The organism is Burkholderia sp. JKS000303, assembly GCF_002563755.1.
Lineage (GTDB): Bacteria > Pseudomonadota > Gammaproteobacteria > Burkholderiales > Burkholderiaceae > Burkholderia > Burkholderia anthina_B.
The window spans coordinates 2,117,061-2,134,462 of record NZ_PDBZ01000001.1; the positions used below are offsets into that span (position 1 = coordinate 2,117,061).

Genomic DNA, 17,402 nt, shown 5'->3' on the forward strand with positions numbered 1-17,402 from the left:
GATCTGACGCCGCATCCGCCGCCTTCCGGAGAACGTCATGCCCATTCCGCTCCTGGCGCTCGCGATCAGCGCGTTTGCCATCGGCACCACCGAATTCATCATCATGGGGCTCCTGCCCGAGGTCGCGCACGACCTGGCCGTGTCGCTGCCGTCGGCCGGGTTGCTGGTCACCGGCTATGCGCTGGGCGTCGCGGCCGGCGCGCCGCTGCTCGCCGTGCTGACGAGCCGCATGCCGCGCAAGGCTGCGCTGCAGCTGCTGATGGCGATCTTCATCGTCGGCAACGTGCTGTGCGCGACCGCGTCCGGCTACGCGATGCTGATGGTCGCGCGCGTCGTCACGTCGTTCGCGCACGGCTCGTTCTTCGGGATCGGCGCGGTGGTCGCCGCGTCGCTCGTGCCGGCCGACAAGCGCGCAAGCGCGATCGCGCTGATGTTCACGGGGCTCACGCTGGCGAACGTGCTCGGCGTGCCGTTCGGCACGTTCGTCGGCCAGTTGCTCGGCTGGCGTGCGTCGTTCTGGATCGTCGCCGCGCTCGGCGTGCTGGCGCTCGGCGGCGTCGCGCTGCTGGTGCCTAACCACCGCGACAGCGGGCCGGTCGGCCTCGGCCGCGAAGTGCGCGTGCTGAAGGAGCCGCAGGTGTGGCTCGCGCTGCTGATGACCGTGCTCGGCTTCGGCGGCGTATTCGTCGTGTTCACATACATCGCGCCGATTCTCGAGAGCGTGTCCGGCTATTCGCCGCGCGCGGTCGCGCTGATCCTCGTGCTGTTCGGCGCGGGGCTGACGATCGGCAACATGCTCGGCGGCAAGCTCGCCGACCGCGCGCTGATGCCGTCGCTGATCGCGATCCTCGTCGCGCTGATGGCCGTGATGGCCGTGTTCGCGAAGACGAGCCACCTGCCGGTCGCGGCGGCCGTGACCGTGTTCGTGTGGGGGATCGCCGCGTTCGCGACGGTGCCGCCGCTGCAGGCGCGCGTGGTCGAGAAGGCCGCGAGCGCGCCGCATCTCGCGTCGACGCTGAACATCGGCGCGTTCAACGTCGGCAACGCGGGCGGCGCGTGGCTCGGCGGGCTGGCGCTGGAGCACGGTTTCGCGCTCGATGCGTTGCCGTGGGTGGCCGTCGCGGTGACGTTCGCGGCACTCGTCGTCACGTGGGTCGCGATGCGGCTCGATGCGCGCGCGCCGGCACGCGGTGCGGCACCGGCCGCGCATTGAGCGAGGCAATGAGCAGGGCATCGACCGGTGCCTGCCTGGGTGCCGGACCGGTGCCATAGCGGCAGGAAAAGGTTCGCGAGAAACGCATTCCTCCGCGATGCTGATAACGGTGTGAAGATAACTTCGTTTGCCGTCTGGGGGCCGGGTGATAGCGTCTCGATACGCGCTGTTCGTGGCGCAACCCGATTCCGGTTTACCCCATTCGCAGGGCCGCGCAGCGGCCCGGAGGCCATGCTATGTCTTCACCCCTGGCGCTGGTGCGCGACGTGTCTTCCTTCGAGTCCGGCGACACCGCCGACGCGCGGACGTCCGCGTCGCTCGAGGTCCTCGAGCAGGTCGTTGGCGTGAACCTCGCGCGCTTGCGCGCCGAGCGGCAACTGTCGCTCGATGCGCTCGCGCGGCTGTCGGGTGTCTCGCGTGCGATGCTCGCGCAGATCGAGTCGGCGCGCAGCGTGCCGTCGATCAAGGTGCTCTGCAAGATCGCCGCGGCGCTGAAGGTGTCGGTCGCCGCATTTCTGCGCCGGCACGCGGTGAACGGCTTCGAGCATCTGGCGGCCGAGCGTGCGTCGCGCGTCGTCAGCTCGAACGGCCGCTTCTCGGCGCGCGCGCTGTATCCGGAAGGCGAACCGGCCGCCGCCGAATTCCACGAGCTGCGGATCGCGCCGCTGCATACGGAGCCTGGTGCGCGCCGCGCGCCCGGCACGACGGTGAACCTGGTCGTCAGCGAGGGCACGCTGGAGGTCAGCGTGCACGATCGCCGCCAGTTGCTCGCGACGGGCGATGCGATCGTGTTCGACGCCGATCAGCCGTACAGCTTGCGCAACCCGGGCGACAGCGAAGCGCGCGCGTTCCGCGTGACGGTCAGCCCCGAGGTGCCGCCGCGCTGGCTCGTGCCCGACGCGGCACACGCGGCCGGTTGATGCTGCGGCCGACGCCGGGCCCGTGCCTGTCGCATTCCGGACAGGTGCCCGGCGCCCGGTATCGGTCGTTTGGACGATGCCGTTAGACGGTGTCGTCAGTAAGGTTTTAGGTGTGGTTCGCTGCGCGGTGCGCGCAGCTGATGTATGCTTGGCCCGCCGGTCGTGGGTAGCCCCCAGCCGGCATCAGTGCGTCTTCAGGGCGGGGCGAAATTCCCCACCGGCGGTAGGCTGGCGAAAGCCGGCGAGCCCGCGAGCGCCCGCGCATCCGCGCGGGGTCAGCAGATCTGGTCGAATGCCAGAGCCGACGGTCACAGTCCGGATGAGAGAAGATGTGCAGATAGTCATGTCCGTCAGGGCCGCTTTGCCATGCGTGCGAAGCGGGTTGCCGTTCTGTCTGTTTGCAATGCCCTGAAACGTTTTTCGCCCAAATCGTCTTTGCGAGGAGCGTTTCACATGTCCTTGATGTCCGTTTCGTCGGCACCGTCCGACGCCTTTGCCGATCTCCCGTTGCTCGATTCCGAACCGGTGCCGCCGCGCATCGCCGCTGCGCTCGACGCGATGCGTGCGGGCCGTGCCGTCGTGTTGCAGGACGATCACGACCGCGAGAACGAGGCCGACCTGATCGTCGCCGCCGAGCGCATCACGCCCGAGACGATGGCGCTGCTGATCCGCGAATGCAGCGGCATCGTGTGCCTGTGCCTGACCGACGAGCAGGTGCGCGCGCTCGAGCTGCCGCCGATGGTGCAGACCAACGAGAGTCGCAACGGCACCGCATTCACCGTCTCGATCGAGGCGCGCGAGGGCGTGCATACCGGCGTGTCCGCGGCCGATCGCGTGACGACGATTCGCGCGGCGATCGCCGCCGATGCGAGGCCGTACGACATCGTGCGCCCCGGCCACGTGTTCCCGTTGCGGGCGCAGCCGGGCGGCGTGCTGGCGCGTCGCGGTCACACCGAAGGCACGGTCGACCTGTCGATCCTCGCGGGCCTGAAGCCGGCGGGCGTGCTGTGCGAGCTAATGAATCCGGACGGCACGATGACGCGCGGCGACGACGTCGAGCGTTTCGCGCAGCAGCACGGCCTGCCGATGCTGACGATCGCCGAACTGGTCGAATTCCGCGAGGCGCTGGCAGCTGCGCGCGAGCGCTGCTGCGAACCGGCCTGACGGGGCAGGAAGCGGGCGCGTCGATACGCCGATACGCCCGCGAGACGGCGTGCGCGCATCGGCGCACGCGAGCGCCGGCCGTCAGGACTGCACGTCGCCGAATTCGCCGCGCTGGCCGGCCGCGACGAGCGCCGGCAGTTCATCCATCTTGCGCATGATCCGCGTGATGCCCATCGCGCGCAGCGCGTCCGCGTAGTTGTCGGGGATGTGGCTCGCGCCGACGAACGCGATCGTCTTCATCCCTGCCGCGCGCGCGGCGTTCAGGCCCGACACGCTGTCCTCGACGACGATGCAGCGCTCCGGCGCGACGCCGAGCGTCTGCGCCGCGTGCAGGTACACGTCAGGGTAGGGCTTCGGCCGCGCGACCTGCTCGGAGCTGAACACGCGGTCGCCGAAGATGTCGGTCAGCGACGCGCGCTTCAGCGAGTTGCGCACGCGTACGAGCCGGCTGTTCGACACCACCGCGGCCGGCAGGCCGACCTTCAGCAATGCATCGCGCACGCCGGTGATCGGCGCGAGCGACTGCGCGAGCGCGATCTCGATGTTGTGCTCGATGGTTTCGATGAAGTTCCCGGGCATCCGGATCGCGAAGTGCGCTTCGAGTCCGGCGAGAAAGCGGGACGTCTGCTGGCCGAACGCGGACTTCGCGGCGGCTTCGAAATCGAGGTGCGGGAACGTGGCAGACAGCGTTTCGAGCAATACGCGGTCGGCGATGACTTCGCTGTCGACGAGGACGCCGTCGCAGTCGCAGATGAGGTGATCGAGCATGATGATGAAGAAGCGGGGTGTCGGCGACGCCGATCATGCCGCCATGATACGTGCTTTCGCCGATGCGCCGCGAGCCGTTCGGCGGGCGGTTTTCACCGGCGCGGGCGATTGCCGGCGGCGGAGATGCGAGGGGAGACGAAGGGCGGCAGCGCGCGACAACCGATGCCGCGCGCCGAAGGTGACGAAGGTGGCGAAGGTGGCGAAGGGCAGCGCGATCAGGCCATCGCGTGCAGATGCAGATACAGGCCGGCGGCCGCAGCGCCGCCGAGCAGCGGGCCGATCACCGGCACCCACGCATAGCGCCAGTCGCTGTCGCGCTTGCCGGGAATCGGCAGCAGCGCATGCATGATGCGCGGCGACAGGTCGCGCGCCGGGCTCATCGCATAGCCGGTCGGGCCGCCGAGCGAGATGCCGATGCCGAGCACCAGGAGGCCGACGGGCAGCGCGTCGAGCGCGCCGAGGCCGACTTGCGGCGACGCCAGGTACAGCACGCCGAGGATCAGCACGAACGTACAGATCGCTTCGGTCAGCACGTTGTGCGTGACGCTGCGGATTGCGGGCGCCGTGCAGAACACCGCGAGCTTCAGGTCGGGGTCGACTTCCTTCGCGAAGTGCTGGCGATACGCGAGCCACACGAGCAGCGAGCCGGCCATCCCGCCGAGCATCTGCGCGAGGATGTAGCCGCCGACTTTCGACCACGCGAACTTGCCCGCGAGCGCCAGGCTGATCGTCACGATCGGGTTCAGGTGCGCGCCGCTGAACGACGCGGTCACGTAGACGGCGACGAATACGGCCATCGCCCAGCCCATCACGATCACGATCAGGTCCGCGCCTTTGCCCTTGGTCTTCGCAAGCAGCACGTTTGCGACCGCGCCGTTGCCGAGCAGCACGAGGATCGCAGTGCCAATGAATTCTGCAATATAAGGTGACATGATTTGTCTCTCGTAAGTCGCGGCGGACTCGCGCGCTGCGCGGCCCGCCGGTGTTGTTGTATTTCTCTGGTTTTCTGGTGATTACTGCGCGTCGTCGGCCCACGCCTTGGCGGCGCGCACCGCACGCTGCCAGCCGGCCATGCAGCGTTCGACCTGCTCCTTCGGCATCGACGGCGAGAAGCGGCGATCGAGCTGCCACTGGTCGCGCACTTCGTCGAGGTTCTTCCAGTAGCCGATCGCGAGGCCCGCGAGGTAGGCCGCGCCGAGCGCGGTCGTCTCGGTGATCTGCGGACGCACCGCGTCGACGCCGAGCAGGTCGGCCTGGAACTGCATCAGCAGGTTGTTCGCGCTTGCGCCGCCGTCCACGCGCAGCTCGCCGATGCTGATGCCCGAGTCGGCTTCCATTGCGGCCAGCACGTCGAGCGACTGATACGCGATCGCGTCGAGCGCCGCGCGTGCGAGGTGCGCGGACGTCGTGCCGCGCGTGACGCCGAACACCGAACCGCGTGCGCGTGCATTCCAGTGCGGTGCGCCGAGGCCCGCGAACGCCGGCACGAGATAGACGCCGTCGGTGTGCGGCACGCTCGCGGCGAGCGCTTCGATTTCGGCGGCGGTCTTGATGATGCCGACGCCGTCGCGCAGCCACTGCACGACCGCGCCCGCGATGAAGATGCTGCCTTCGAGCGCGTACTGCACGTCGTCGCCGATCTGCCATGCGATCGTCGTCACGAGGTTGTTCTTCGACTCGATCGGCTTGCTGCCGGTGTTCATCATCAGGAAGCAGCCGGTGCCGTAGGTGTTCTTCACCATGCCCGAGGTCGTGCACATCTGGCCGAACAGCGCCGCGTGCTGGTCGCCGGCGATACCCGCGAGCGGGATCTTCGAGGCGAATACCGTGGTCTTGGTGTGGCCGTAGATTTCCGACGACGCCTTCACTTCCGGCAGCATGCTGCGCGGGATGTCGAGCAGTTCGAGCAGCTCGCTGTCCCACTCGCGCGTGTGGATGTTGAACAGCATCGTGCGCGACGCGTTCGTCACGTCGGTCACGTGCAGTTCGTGCTTCGTGAAGTTCCACACGAGCCAGCTGTCGACGGTGCCGAACGCGAGCTTGCCCTGGCGTGCCTTGTCGCGCGCGCCCGGCACGTTGTCGAGGATCCAGCGGATCTTGGTCGCGGAGAAGTACGAGTCGATCGGCAGGCCGGTCTTCGCGCGCACCTTCGCTTCGAGGCCCTGCTTCTTCAGCGAATCGCAGAAGTCGGCGGTGCGGCGGTCCTGCCAGACGATCGCGTTGTACACGGGCTGGCCCGTCTCGCGATCCCAGACGATCGTCGTCTCGCGCTGGTTGGTGATGCCGATCGCGGCGATCGACGTGCCGTTCAGGCCGGTGCGCGTGACCGCTTCGGCGGCGACGCCCGCTTGCGTCGACCAGATTTCCTGCGGGTCGTGCTCGACCCAGCCGGGTTGCGGGTAGATCTGCTCGAATTCCTTCTGGGCGATCGATACGATGTTGCCCTGGCGATCGAACAGCATTGCGCGGGAGCTCGTCGTGCCCTGGTCAAGCGCGAGGATGTACTGATCCTGCATGTCTCTCATCTCCATCCGTGGATTGGCGTAGTTGTGATGCGCGCCGCGTGTGGCGGCGCGTCGGTGAGTCAACGTCGGTAACGCAACTGCTACTGCAATCGGAATCAGGCGTGCGGCGCGTGCGCGGCGGCGAACCAGGCGTCGACCGCGGCCGTCACGGCGTCGAGCGTGCCCGGCGTGACGTGCAGGCCGAGCTTCGAGCGGCGCCACAGCACGTCCTGCGCGCAGGTCGCCCATTCGACGTCGCGCAGGTAGCGCAGTTCGGCGTCGTGAATGCCCGGGGCGATTTCGGCGCCCAGGTCGGCGAGCGACGTCGCGCCGTCGACCACGTGCTCCGCGCGCGTGCCGTACGCACGCGCATAACGGCGTGCGAGCGCGGCAGGCAGCCACGGATGGCGTTTCGCGAACGCGCCGGCGAACACGTCGAACTTCGCGTTCGCGATGTCGCCGCCCGGCAGCGGGGCGCCGGCCGTCCACGTCTTCGCGTCGCGGCCGAGCGCGCGGCACAGCATGTCGCCGGCTTCTTCGGCGAGCTTGCGGAAGGTCGTGATCTTGCCGCCGAACACCGACAGCAGCGGCGCGCCGGCGCCGTCGTCCATCTCGAGGCGGTAGTCGCGCGTGACGGCCGATGCGTTCGCCGCGTTCTCGTCCTCGAGCAGCGGGCGCACGCCGGAATAGGTCCAGTGCACGTCGGCCGGCGAGATCTTGCGCTTGAAATAGCGGTTGATCGACTCGCACAGATACTGCGTCTCGTCGCGGTCGATCGCGACCTTCGCGGGATCGTTGGTGTATTCGACGTCGGTCGTGCCGATCAGCGTGAAGTCGTGTTCGTACGGAATCGCGAAGATGATCCGCTTGTCCGGATTCTGGAAGATGTACGCGTGATCGTGATCGAACAGGCGCCGCGTGATGATGTGGCTGCCCTTCACGAGCCGCACGCTGTGATGCGCGCCGCGGCCGAGCGCGCCGTGCAGCACGTCGCCGACCCACGGGCCGGCCGCGTTCGCGACCGCACGCGCGTGCACGACGCGGATCGAACCGTCCGCGTGCTGCAGCCGCGCTTCCCATTCGTCGCCGTGGCGTTCGGCGGACACGAGCTTCGTGCGCGTGAGGATCTCGGCGCCGCGCTCCTTCGCATCCATCGCGTTCAGCACGACGAGGCGGGCGTCATCGACCCAGCCGTCCGAATACACGAAGCCGCGCTTGATCGAATCGATCAGCGGCGTGCCGGCCGCATGGCGGCGCATGTCGATGCCGCGCGAGCCCGGCAGCAGTTCGCGTTTCGCGAGGTGATCGTAGAGGAACAGGCCGATGCGGATCAGCCACGCCGGCCGCAGGTTCGGCATGTGCGGCATCACGAAGCGCAGCGGCCACATGATGTGCGGCGCCGCGCGCAGTAGTGTCTCGCGCTCCTGCAGCGCCTTGCGCACCAGTCCGAACTCGTTGTATTCGAGATAGCGCAGGCCGCCGTGAATCAGCTTCGTGCTGCACGACGACGTGTGCGACGCGAGGTCGTCCTGCTCGCAGAGCAGGACCGACAGGCCGCGGCCGGCCGCATCGCGCGCGATGCCCGCGCCGTTGATGCCGCCGCCGACGACGAGCAGATCGTAGCGATTCGGTTGGGTCACCCTGCTGTCCTTATCGTCTGATGGAAATGGATGAACATGAAATGTTCGAATTCGAAATTTAACGAACGAAATCGAAAAAGTAAAGTTCGAAAAAGCGGGGCCAGTAGCGCGCGGCGCCATCCCGGACGATACTGGCGGAATCGACCGTTTCGCGAGGTGAGTCATGCGTATTGGGATGTGGGCCGGCGCGTGCGCCGTCGTTCTGGCAGGCTGCACCGTCGGCACGCCGCCGCTGGCCGGCAACTGGCGTGCACCGTCATTCGTCGACCTGCAGACGTCGTGCGGCGGTGCCGCGCGCGACTGGGGCGCGGACGCGCAGCCGGTCTATTCGACGCTGTACGACGCGTACGTCGCGAAACGGTATCGCGGGCTGACGCAAGCGAACTATTGTGCGTTCGTAAACGAACTTTCGACGCACTATGTGGCGCCGGACGCGGCGGGGCGTGCCGGCTGGGTCGCATATTTCAACGGCGCGCGTGCGCAGGCGGTGAGCTGGCGGGCCGCGGTCGATCCGACGCTGCGCGGCGGCTGACGCGGGAAAGCTGCGGGAGGCGGAACGGGCGGGGAAGGCGGCCCGGCCGGGAATCCGGCCGGGCGCTCAGGTCAGGAACAGCAGGACTTCACGAATAGCGGCATTTGATCGATCGCAATGCGGCGTCGCCGGTTTCGGTCACGCAGTACTTGCGTCCCGATCCCAGTCCTTCCAGTCGTACGAGCTGCTGTTCGAGCAGCGCGTCGAGTTCATCGCGATCCATGTCGCCGTGATCGGGGGCGTCCTTTACTAGCAGTAGCGTGGCGAATTCATGCGGACTCAGCATCGTTCTCTCCATGGCAACCGGTTTGCCCGCGCGGCCGGCGCAAACGCCGGTGCGCGATACCCCGCGGGGTATGGCTTGGGGGGAAAGCTGTCTTCGCCGGCCTGGAGATTCGCACACGCCTTGGCACGGGCGGATCGCGCGAACGGGCCGGGGAACTGGAGTCTAGTCGAGCGCGCGGGCAACGACAAATCGTGCCCCGTTAATTTTCAGTTTGACAGGCACGCATGCTGCAAGCGGTTCGGCCGTCGCGCCAACTTCTTGATTTCACTTGAAGTTTTGGGTGCGGTGCAGCATCGCAACCGTCATTCCGCGACATACACCTCGGTGCCCGCGGTCGCGACCGCATCGGCCATCTCGGCCGGCAGCGGCTTGTCGGTGAAGAGCGCGTGCACCTGGCTCAGATGCCCCTGGCGCACCAGCGCGGGGCGGCCGACTTTCGAATGATCGGCGACGAGATAGACGGTGCGCGCGTGCTGCATGATCGCTTCGGCGACGCGCACCTCGCGCGTGTCGAAATCGCGCAGCGTGCCGTCGGCTTCGATCGCCGACGTGCCGATGATCGCGTAGTCGACCTTGAACTGGCGGATGAAGTCGATCGCGAGTTCGCCGACGATGCCCTTGTCCCACGGTCGCACGATGCCGCCCGTGATCAGCACCTCGCAATCGGGGTAGCCGCTCATCATCGACGCGACGTTCAGGTTGTTCGTGATCACGTGCAGCCCGTGATGGCGGTTCAGCGCGCGCGCGACTTCCTCGGTCGTCGTGCCGAGGTTGATGAACAGCGATGCCTGGTCGGGGATGTGCGACGCCGCGAGCGCCGCGATGCGCCGCTTCTCGTCGTGGAACATGCGCTGGCGCGCGGTGTATGACACGTTCTCCGAGCTGGTCGGCAGGCTCGCGCCGCCGTGGTAGCGGCGCAGCAGGTTCAGGTCGGCGAGCCAGTTCACGTCGCGGCGGATCGTCTGCGGCGTGACCGCGAAATGCGCGGCGAGATCGTCGACGGTCACGAAGCCGTCGCGCTGCACCCATTCGAGCAATTCCTGCTGGCGCGCGTTGAGGGTGAGGCGAGGATCTCGGGTCATGGCTCGGCGGTCGGATCGTAAGGCGGAGCGGCTATTGTAAGGGCGGGAAGGGCGTTCGACCGGCCTGCCGCGCACGGTTGCCGGCGATTCATGCGCAAATCGCATGGATTGATGTGACAAATGAATTTGCATGATTGCCTAGATCGCGCTGCAATGGCGGACTGCCCGCACGCGCGGGCGCGCATTCATTCAGCTTTCGACGAGGTAGAACCGATGACTGGCTTCAACTGGCACAACCCGTATCCGACGACCCGCATCCCGGTGTTCGCACGCAACGTCGTGTCGACGTCGCACCCGCTCGCCGCGCAGGCCGGGCTGCGGATGCTGTGGAAGGGCGGCAACGCCGTCGACGCGGCGCTGGCCGCTGCGGCCGCGATCACGGTGGTCGAGCCCGTGTCGTGCGGGCTGGGCGGCGACGCGTTCGCGCTGGTGTGGGACGGCGAGCGGCTGTCGGGGCTGAATGCGTCGGGCGTCGCGCCTGCCGCGTGGAACCCCGACTATTTCCGCAAGCGCCACGGCGAGGACGCGAACGGCGTCGCGAACAAGCCGACGCGCGGCTGGGATACCGTCACGGTGCCGGGCGTGATCGCGGGCTGGGAAGCGCTGCACGCGAAGTTCGGCTCGCTGCCGTTCGCGGATCTCCTCGAGCCGGCGATCGAGATCGCCGAGCGCGGCTATTCGGTGTCGCCGATCGTCGCGCACAAGTGGGCGGCCGCGGTGCCCGAACTGCAGGGGCTGCCGGGTTTCGCCGAGACCTTCATGCCGCGCGGGCGCGCGCCGCTCGTCGGCGAACGCATGTGCCTGCCGGGCCATGCGCAGACGCTGCGCACGCTCGCGAAGGAAGGTGCGCGCGCATTCTACGAGGGCGCGCTCGCCGAGCAGATCGCGGCGTTTGCGCGCGAAGGCGGCGGCGCGCTGACCGAAGCCGACCTGCGCGCATACCGGCCGGAATGGGTCGAGCCGATCGGCAAGCGCTTCGGCCGCCACACGATTCACGAGATCCCGCCGAACGGGCAGGGCATCGCCGCGCTGATCGCGCTCGGCATCGCCGAGCATGCCGGCGTGACCGAGTGGCCGGTCGATTCGGTCGACTCGCAGCACCTGCAGATCGAGGCGATGAAGCTCGCGTTCGCGGACGTCTATCGCTACGTCGCCGATCCGCGCGCGATGGAAGTGACGCCCGAGCAGATGCTCGACGACGCGTATCTCGCGGCGCGCGCGAAGCTGATCGACCGCTCGCGCGCGACGCACTTCGCGTCCGGCCGGCCGCATTCGGGCGGTACGATCTATCTGTCCGCCGCGGACGAGCGCGGGATGATGGTGAGCTTCATCCAGTCGAACTACATGGGCTTCGGTTCGGGGCTCGTCGTGCCCGGCTCCGGCATTGCATTGCAGAACCGCGGGCACGGCTTCTCGATGGACCCGGCGTCGCCGAACGTCGTCGCGGGCGGCAAGCGGCCGTTCCACACGATCATTCCGTCGTTCGTCACCGAGGAAGCGAACGGCCGCACCGAGGCCGTGATGAGCTTCGGCGTGATGGGCGGCGACATGCAGCCGCAGGGCCATCTGCAGACCATCGTGCGGATGCTCGGGTACGGGCAGCAGCCGCAGGCCGCATGCTGCGCGCCGCGCTGGAAGGTCAATCGCGACTTCACGCTCGACGTCGAGGCGACGATGAATCGCGACACGGTCGATGCGCTCGCCGCGCGCGGCCATACGATCAAGTCGATCGACGATCCTTACATGGATTTCGGTTCGGGGCAGTTCGTGTGGCGCCTCGATCCGGACGATCCCGAGCGCGGCTACGTGGCCGCGAGCGACAGCCGCCGCGACGGGCTGGCGGCCGGTTTCTGACGGAACGCTTCCAGTGTGGTGCCCCGACGGGCGGCCGAACGGCCGCCCGTTTTGCTTGATGCAGCACATGCTGCCGCATGCGCGCCATCCGTTCGAAGAACTCATCTAACGAACGGCAATACAGGCGGTGGAACTGCGCCCGTCAGGTATGGTCAGTGCTCTGAAGCACGAAGATCGAAGTCCGGCTAAGATGCCAGAATGGTTCGGCCGGACCCATCCACTATAAATGCAAGCAAAACGTCGCCTGCGGGCGCTCCGGGTCTGTTGCCGAAGGCACGGGCCGGACGGTCGCGCGACGACTGGGAGCGCATCACCATGCACACTGAAACGACGCATGTCATGCCGTGGCGTATCGAGGACATCGATCTGAACCGGATCGATCGTCAGCGCGCCGCTGCGAACGAGGATTTGCTGCTGCTGCTGTGCGCGGCATCCTTCATCGAGAGCGGCTCCGATCTGTACACGAGCAACCTGAGCGAGTTCTTCAACGACGATCCTGAAGTATCCGCGTGGCTCAACAATGCATGGGAGCACGAAGAGTTGCAGCACGGCCGCGCGTTGAAGGCGTACATCGCGCACGTGTGGCCGGAGTTCGACTGGGATACCGCGTTCGCGAATTTCTTCGACGAGTATTCGAAGACTTGCTCGATCGAAGCGTTCGAGAAGACGCGCGCGCTCGAGATGGTCGCGCGCTGCGTCGTCGAGACGGGCACGGCCACGCTCTATCGCGCGATCAACGAGTGCTCGGACGAGCCCGTACTGAAGGAAATCACCGACAACATCCGCACGGACGAAGTGCGCCACTACAAGCACTTCTTCAAATACTTCAAGAAGTACAACCAGCTCGAAGGCAATGGCCGGCTCGCCGTGCTCGGTGCGCTGATGCGTCGCGTGATGGAAATCAAGAACGAGGATTCGGAGATCGCGTTGCGCCACGTGTTCGCGATCCGCTATCCGGAGCACATCGGCGACAGCGAATACAACCGCGCGCGCGTGGCGCGCATCAACTCGCTGGTGCGACGCAACCTGTCGGCCGACATGTGCGTGAAGATGCTGCTCAAGCCGCTCGACCTGCCCGCGAAGATCCAGCCGGGCGTCCACTATCCGCTCACGAAGCTCACGCAGCACGTGTTCTTCCGCTGATCGTCACTGCGTGAACCGCCCCTGGCGCGTATGCTGCGGCATCGTCATTCGCTTTCCACCGGGGCCGCCATCATGACCGATTCCCATCGCCACGCGCTCGAACAATGGACGTTCGACACGTGGCCGCCGGCTGTCGTTGCACTGTTCGACGGCACCGCGCTCGACCGCCACGCCGACTTTGCCGCAGCGCTGATCGTCGCGACCGACGACGGCCAGTTGCGCACGACGCTGCTCAGCGTCGGCGAGATCTACGCGCGCGATGCGGGCACGCTGCTGCTCGCGCTATGGCCGCAATCTCGTGCGGCGCGCGCGCTGGCGCAACGGCGTGCGGCCGCGTTGACGCTCGTCGCGGACGGCGCGTTCTGGCAGGCTCAAATGAGGATCGAACCGCTCGAAGGGGACTTCGGCGGACTGGCCGGATTCGCTGCGACGATCGCGCACGGCGATGCGCAGCGGGTCGGCTATGCGCGTCTCGCGACTGGCGTCACGTTTGCGCTGGAAGGGGCGCGCACCGAGGTGCTCGCACGCTGGCAGCGCCAGGTCGAGCACCTGCGGCGCGCGGCCGCGCGGCTTCAGTGGCCGCGCTGACCGCTGCGCGACGAACGATTGCGGTTCGCGTGCGCGGCATTGCCGTTCGCGGGACGGGCACCGTTGCCGGCGGCCGGGCGACCGCCGCCACCATTGCCGGCGTTGCCGCTCGCGCCGCCTGCCGCGCGCGGCTTCGCCGTCTTCGCGGCCTTCGGCTGCGCGTTGCCGTCGCGCTTCGCGGCCGGCTGGCCTGAGCCGCCTGCACGCGGCTGGCGATTGCCGCCACCGCCACCACCGCTGTTGCCGCCGCGCGGCTGCTGGCCGCGGCGCTGCTGAATCGGTTCCGGCTTCGCGGTCGGGTCGGGTTCGAAGCCCGCGATTACTTCCTGCGGAATCTCGCGCTTGATCAGCCGCTCGATGTCGCGCAGCAACTGCTTCTCGTCGACGCACACGAGCGACACGGCTTCGCCGGTCGCGCCCGCGCGGCCCGTGCGGCCGATCCGGTGCACGTAATCTTCCGGCACGTTCGGCAGGTCGAAGTTGACGACGTGCGGCAACTGGTCGATGTCGATCCCGCGTGCGGCGATGTCGGTCGCGACCAGCACCTGCAGCGTGCTGTTCTTGAATTCGGCGAGCGCGCGCGTGCGGGCCGACTGGCTCTTGTTGCCGTGGATCGCCATCGCGCTGATACCGTCCTTCGTCAGCTGTTCGGCGAGCCGGTTCGCGCCGTGCTTCGTCCGCGTGAACACGAGCACCTGGAACCAGTTGTGTTCGCGGATCAGGTGCGTGAGCAGCTCGCGCTTGCGATCGCGGTCGACCGGGTGGATCTTCTGTGCGACGCCTTCCGCGGTGGTGTTGCGGCGTGCGACTTCGATCAGCGCGGGCGAGTCGAGCAGGCTGTCGGCGAGCGCCTTGATCTCGTCGGAGAACGTGGCCGAGAACAGCAGGTTCTGACGCTGCGGCGGCAGCTTCGCGAGCACGCGCTTGATGTCGTGGATGAAGCCCATGTCGAGCATCCGGTCGGCTTCGTCGAGCACGAGGATGTCGAGGTTCGACAGGTCGATCGTCTTTTGCTGCATGTGATCGAGCAGGCGGCCCGGCGTCGCGACGACGATGTCGACGCCGCGCTTGAGCGCATCGATCTGCGGATTGATGCTGACGCCGCCGAACATCACGGTCGAGCGCAGCTTCACGTATTTGCTGTAGGCACGCACGCTTTCCTCGACCTGCGCGGCGAGTTCGCGCGTCGGCGTGAGGATCAGCGCGCGCACCGCGCGCTTCGCGCCGCGGTGCTCGGTGTAGAAGGTATGCAGGCGCTGCAGGATCGGGAGCGTGAAGCCGGCGGTCTTGCCGGTGCCGGTCTGTGCGCCGGCGAGCAGGTCGCCGCCGCCGAGGACGGCCGGGATCGCCTGTTGCTGGATGGGGGTCGGCGACGTGTAGCCGAGCTCGTTGACCGCCTTGACGAGCGGTTCGGCCAAGCCGAGAGATTCGAAAGACATAGATACCACTCTTGAGTTTTATGATCGGCGACGCCTCGCGCGGCCCGCGCGGGGAACTGGCGTCGCAAAAAGCAAAGGGGCGCGGCTGCGGTTTCCCGCAGCCGCGCCCCCGTTTGTGTCGCGCGTTATTTAGTCAAGCGGCGCGGAACGCAGGTCGCTCACCTGTTGCGGCGAGATCGGCGTACCGTTGTTGCCCCACGACATCCGGATATACGTGACGACTGCCGCGACTTCCTGGTTCGACAGCGACTGTGCGAACGGCGGCATCCCGTACGGACGCGGATTCTTGAACGTGCTCGGCGGATAGCCACCATTCAGCACCATGCGGATCGGGTTGACTGCCGATTCCATCACGATCGAATGGTTGCCTGCCAGCGGCGGATAGGCCGGTGGCTTGCCCGAGCCCGTTGCCGCGTGACAGGTCGCGCAGTTGTCCGCGTAGATCTTCTTGCCCTGGTCGAACAATGCATTGCCGAACTGCTTCGACGGCTCGTACTGCATGTTCTTCGGCGCTTCAGCCTTCTGCGGGATCGACTTCAGGTACGTCGACATGGCGCGCGTATCTTCGTCGTTCATGTACTGCAGGCTGTTGTGCACGACGTCGGCCATCGGGCCGAACACCGCGCCCTTGTTCGACACGCCGGCCTGCAGCAGGTCGGACAGCTCCTGCACGTGCCAGTCGCCGAGGCCGAGTTCCTTGTCGTTCGTCAGCGACGGCGCGTACCAGTTCTGCAGCGGAATCAGGCCGCCGGCGAACGCCGACCCCGTCACCGGGCCGCCCATCATGTTGATCGACGTGTGGCACATCGAGCAGTGGCCGAGGCCTTCGACGAGGTACGCACCGCGGTTCCATTCGACCGACTTCGTCGGATCCGGCTTGTACTCGCCTTCCTTGAAGAACAGCGTGCGCCAGCCGATCAGCAGGTTGCGGTTGTTGAACGGGAACTTCAGTTCGTGCGGACGGCTCGGCACCGACACCGGCGCAACCGAACGCAGGTACGCGTAGATCGCGTCCGAATCGGCGCGCGTGACCTTCGTGTAGCTCGCGAACGGGAAGCCCGGGTAGAGCAGGCTGCCGTCCTTCGAACGGCCGGTGTGCATCGCGCGGTAGAAGTCGTCCGACGTCCACTTGCCGATACCGTCCGTGTCGTCCGGCGTGATGTTCGGCGTGTACATCGTGCCGAACGGCGTCGCCATCGGCAGGCCGCCCGCGAACGACTTGCCGCCGCGCACGGTGTGGCAAGCGATACAGTCGCCGACGCGCGCGAGGTATTCGCCCTTCTTGATCAGCGCGGCCTGGTCGGCCGGCGTGGCCGCGACGGCAGCAGCGCCGTGCAGCGTGTCGCTGCCCGGCCAGAAGACCGGGACGAGAGCGGCGGCAGCGACGATCGCGGCAGCCGAGAGTGCAAACAGGGACTTGCGTTTCATTGTGTCTGTCTCCCTTGCCTTATTGCGGTTCGCTGCCGCAGGCGAGCGGAGTCTTCATCGAACGCGCCGGAGCCGGCACGGGGTTGGCGGGCGCCGGTTGAGCCGCAAGCCATGCGGTCACGGCCGTCACGTCTTCGTCGGACAGCTTCGACGCGATCTCGTGCATGCAATCAGGTGCCTTCGCGTGACGGTTGCCCGAGCGCCATGCGCCGAGCTGTGCGCTCAGGTAGTCGGCGTGCAGGCCGACGAGGCCCGGGATCGCAGGCTGCATGCCGGTCAGCCCTGCGCCGTGGCAGGCCACGCAGGCCGGCAGCTTGCGGGACGGGTCGCCTTGCGTGACGATCTGCTTGCCGCGCGCGAGCGTGGCAGCCGGCAGCGTCGGCGTGGCCGGCGTCGGGTACGGCGGACGCTCGGCCGAGAAGTGCTCGGCGATTTCCTTCAGGTAATCGTCGTTCAGGTACGTCAGCAGGTAGTTCATCGGCGGGTACTTGCGCCGGCCGTCACGGAAATTGACGAGCTGGTTGTACAAGTACTCCGCGGGCTTGCCGGCAAGCCGCGGGAAGTAGTCGTTGTCCGTGCCCTGGCCGTGAACGCCGTGGCATGCGGTACAGCCGCGCACGCGCTCGGCCATGGTATCGGGTGCCTTGAGCGGCGCCTGCTGGGCGTGCGCTTGCTCGGGCTTGGTCTGCGCTTGGGCAGCGCTCATAAGGCCCGCGCTGCCGATCAAGAGAACGGCGAGCAACGGACGGAAGAGGCGTCTTGAAGACACACGAGACTCCATGTTTATTCGTCGGGGACCTGTCCGGGCTACGATCGGCTCGGCGCGTGGACGGCAGGACAG

At 67.3% G+C, this 17,402-nt stretch carries 16 protein-coding genes and 1 riboswitch; of the genes, 7 read left to right on the forward strand and 9 right to left on the reverse strand.

What is annotated here, in order from left to right:
- Positions 1 to 37 precede the first annotated feature (37 nt).
- From BX604_RS10270 to ribB, 3 genes are all read left to right on the forward strand, one after another.
- Positions 38 to 1,213 carry an MFS transporter gene (locus BX604_RS10270; protein ID WP_098550669.1) on the forward strand — a complete coding sequence of 392 codons (1,176 nt, stop codon included), beginning with the start codon at positions 38 to 40 and terminating at the stop codon, positions 1,211 to 1,213.
- 236 nt (positions 1,214 to 1,449) lie between these two features.
- Entirely contained in the window at positions 1,450 to 2,133 is a 684-nt protein-coding gene (locus BX604_RS10275) for a helix-turn-helix domain-containing protein (RefSeq protein ID WP_098550672.1), read from the forward strand.
- 186 nt (positions 2,134 to 2,319) lie between these two features.
- A riboswitch (FMN riboswitch) is annotated at positions 2,320 to 2,468 on the forward strand.
- A 118-nt stretch (positions 2,469 to 2,586) separates the two neighbouring features.
- Positions 2,587 to 3,297: a 3,4-dihydroxy-2-butanone-4-phosphate synthase gene (gene ribB / locus BX604_RS10280; protein ID WP_098550674.1), complete on the forward strand. Its 711-nt coding sequence runs from the start codon at positions 2,587 to 2,589 to the stop codon at positions 3,295 to 3,297.
- Positions 3,298 to 3,378: 81 nt separating this feature from the next.
- Here ribB and BX604_RS10285 read toward each other — a convergent pair whose 3' ends face one another.
- The 4 genes from BX604_RS10285 to glpD form a co-directional block, all read right to left on the reverse strand.
- Entirely contained in the window at positions 3,379 to 4,065 is a 687-nt protein-coding gene (locus tag BX604_RS10285; protein ID WP_098550676.1) for an HAD family hydrolase, read from the reverse strand.
- A 215-nt stretch (positions 4,066 to 4,280) separates the two neighbouring features.
- Positions 4,281 to 4,997 (reverse strand): MIP/aquaporin family protein, encoded by a 717-nt coding sequence (locus BX604_RS10290; RefSeq protein WP_098550677.1) that lies wholly within the window; start codon positions 4,995 to 4,997, stop codon positions 4,281 to 4,283.
- 81 nt (positions 4,998 to 5,078) lie between these two features.
- Positions 5,079 to 6,581, reverse strand: coding sequence for a glycerol kinase GlpK (glpK, locus tag BX604_RS10295; RefSeq protein ID WP_098550678.1), 1,503 nt, complete (start codon positions 6,579 to 6,581; stop codon positions 5,079 to 5,081).
- Between the two features lie 104 nt (positions 6,582 to 6,685).
- A complete protein-coding gene (glpD, locus tag BX604_RS10300; protein WP_098550681.1) occupies positions 6,686 to 8,209 on the reverse strand; it encodes a glycerol-3-phosphate dehydrogenase in 1,524 nt (507 codons plus the stop codon).
- Positions 8,210 to 8,372: 163 nt separating this feature from the next.
- On the opposite strand from glpD, the gene BX604_RS10305 reads away from it, so the two are divergent.
- Positions 8,373 to 8,741, forward strand: coding sequence for a hypothetical protein (locus BX604_RS10305; RefSeq protein WP_179894792.1), 369 nt, complete (start codon positions 8,373 to 8,375; stop codon positions 8,739 to 8,741).
- Between the two features lie 88 nt (positions 8,742 to 8,829).
- On the opposite strand, the gene BX604_RS10310 is transcribed toward BX604_RS10305, so the two are convergent.
- Positions 8,830 to 9,027, reverse strand: a complete 198-nt coding sequence (locus tag BX604_RS10310) for a hypothetical protein (protein WP_044846784.1) — start codon at positions 9,025 to 9,027, stop codon at positions 8,830 to 8,832.
- 302 nt (positions 9,028 to 9,329) lie between these two features.
- The gene (locus tag BX604_RS10315) at positions 9,330 to 10,109 is read right to left on the reverse strand and encodes a DeoR/GlpR family DNA-binding transcription regulator (protein WP_098550686.1); all 780 of its coding nucleotides are present in this window, start codon (positions 10,107 to 10,109) and stop codon (positions 9,330 to 9,332) included.
- Positions 10,110 to 10,322: 213 nt separating this feature from the next.
- Between BX604_RS10315 and BX604_RS10320 the strand changes: the two genes are divergently transcribed.
- From BX604_RS10320 to BX604_RS10330, 3 genes are all read left to right on the forward strand, one after another.
- Entirely contained in the window at positions 10,323 to 11,963 is a 1,641-nt protein-coding gene (locus BX604_RS10320) for a gamma-glutamyltransferase family protein (RefSeq protein ID WP_098550689.1), read from the forward strand.
- A 315-nt stretch (positions 11,964 to 12,278) separates the two neighbouring features.
- Positions 12,279 to 13,106: a ferritin-like domain-containing protein gene (locus BX604_RS10325; protein WP_098550692.1), complete on the forward strand. Its 828-nt coding sequence runs from the start codon at positions 12,279 to 12,281 to the stop codon at positions 13,104 to 13,106.
- Positions 13,107 to 13,178: 72 nt separating this feature from the next.
- Positions 13,179 to 13,694 (forward strand): hypothetical protein, encoded by a 516-nt coding sequence (locus BX604_RS10330; RefSeq protein WP_098550694.1) that lies wholly within the window; start codon positions 13,179 to 13,181, stop codon positions 13,692 to 13,694.
- On the opposite strand, the gene BX604_RS10335 is transcribed toward BX604_RS10330, so the two are convergent.
- The 3 genes from BX604_RS10335 to BX604_RS10345 all read right to left on the reverse strand — a co-directional run bounded on the left by BX604_RS10335 (position 13,679) and on the right by BX604_RS10345 (position 17,342).
- Positions 13,679 to 15,133, reverse strand: coding sequence for a DEAD/DEAH box helicase (locus tag BX604_RS10335; RefSeq protein WP_098550697.1), 1,455 nt, complete (start codon positions 15,131 to 15,133; stop codon positions 13,679 to 13,681). The genes BX604_RS10330 and BX604_RS10335 overlap by 16 nt on opposite strands.
- A gap of 129 nt (positions 15,134 to 15,262) precedes the next feature.
- Positions 15,263 to 16,561 carry a c-type cytochrome gene (locus BX604_RS10340; protein ID WP_098550698.1) on the reverse strand — a complete coding sequence of 433 codons (1,299 nt, stop codon included), beginning with the start codon at positions 16,559 to 16,561 and terminating at the stop codon, positions 15,263 to 15,265.
- A 19-nt stretch (positions 16,562 to 16,580) separates the two neighbouring features.
- A complete protein-coding gene (locus BX604_RS10345) occupies positions 16,581 to 17,342 on the reverse strand; it encodes a c-type cytochrome (protein ID WP_098550699.1) in 762 nt (253 codons plus the stop codon).
- Positions 17,343 to 17,402 lie beyond the last annotated feature (60 nt).